This window comes from Gordonia sp. CPCC 206044, assembly GCF_048537895.1.
Taxonomy (GTDB): domain Bacteria; phylum Actinomycetota; class Actinomycetes; order Mycobacteriales; family Mycobacteriaceae; genus Gordonia.
Genome location: NZ_JBCLVL010000038.1, coordinates 1 through 1,133, shown reverse-complemented (window position 1 = coordinate 1,133; position 1,133 = coordinate 1). Strand labels below are relative to the sequence as shown.

Here is a 1,133-nt window from a genome sequence, read left to right as displayed (position 1 = left end):
CTAGCTGTACTGACCTGCCAGGTTGGGTACGCGGCTGACGGGTGAGTTGCCTCGCAGTGCGGTGTGGCCGCGTTCGTGATTGTAGATGCGAAGGAACTCGGAGAAGGCCGCGGCGCGTTCGGTTTCGCTGAGGTAGGGGCGGGCGTAGGCCCATTCCTCCTGCAGGGTGCGGTTGAAGCGTTCGACCTTGCCGTTGGTTTGTGGCCGGTATGGTCGGGTCCACTTGTGTTTGATCCCGTTGTCTGCCAGCAAATCCCGGAATATTCGAGACCGGTAACACGACCCGTTGTCGGTCATCACCCGCGCGGTGGTGACACCGATAGAGGCGAAGTGCGCCAATGCCCGGGCCATGAACGCGGTCGCGGTTTCCTTCTTCTCATCACCGAGGATCTCTGAGTAGGCGTAGCGGGAATGGTCGTCGACGGCGTGGTGGAGGAACGCGTACCCCAGGTTGGGGCGACCGTGGACTTTGCGCGGTCGCGCGGGCTCGCTGTGGGCGCTGGAGTTGCGGGTGCCCTGGGCGCGGCCGTGGATGCGATGTCCGCCACCGTCGGGGATTCTGCCGAGTTTCTTGATGTCGACGTGGATCAAGTCTCCGGGCGCTTGGCGTTCGTACCGGCGAACCTCGCGTCTGCGGGCACGTACGGGCGCCCCGGTTGCCGGGTCGGTCCATGACAACCGTAGGCATCGGTGCCGGGTCAGGATGCGGTGCGCCGTGGAGACGTTCAACCCGAGGTGAAACGCGATCCGGGCAGGTCCCCAGCGGCGGGAGACGCGTAACCCGACGACCCGGCGTTCCCGGCGCCGGCTGGTGCGATGCGGACACGATCGGGGTCGGCTGGACCGGTCGACCATTCCGGCTGACCCCGCGTCGCGGTAGCGGTCGGCCCACCGTTTGGCCGTGGTGACCGACACGTTGAACCGGTCAGCCGCGCGGCGCAGTGGCCACCGGTCATCCACGACGCACCGAGCCAGACGCAACCGACCAGTCGGGGACAACGGTGAATTACGGTGAGACACGAAGACCTCCGGGTTGAGGAGCGGTTCCTAGACAGCTCCACACCTCACTCGGAGGTCTTCCCTATGTCACGTCGACTCGCCGACCGCCGTACTTAACGTCCCGGGTCAGTACA

At 65.6% G+C, this 1,133-nt stretch carries 1 protein-coding gene; it reads right to left on the bottom strand.

Going from position 1 to position 1,133, the window contains the following annotated elements; genetic code table 11:
• Entirely contained in the window at window positions 1–1,020 is a 1,020-nt protein-coding gene (locus AAFP35_RS26230) for an IS481 family transposase (protein ID WP_419224620.1), read from the bottom strand.
• Window positions 1,021–1,133 lie beyond the last annotated feature (113 nt).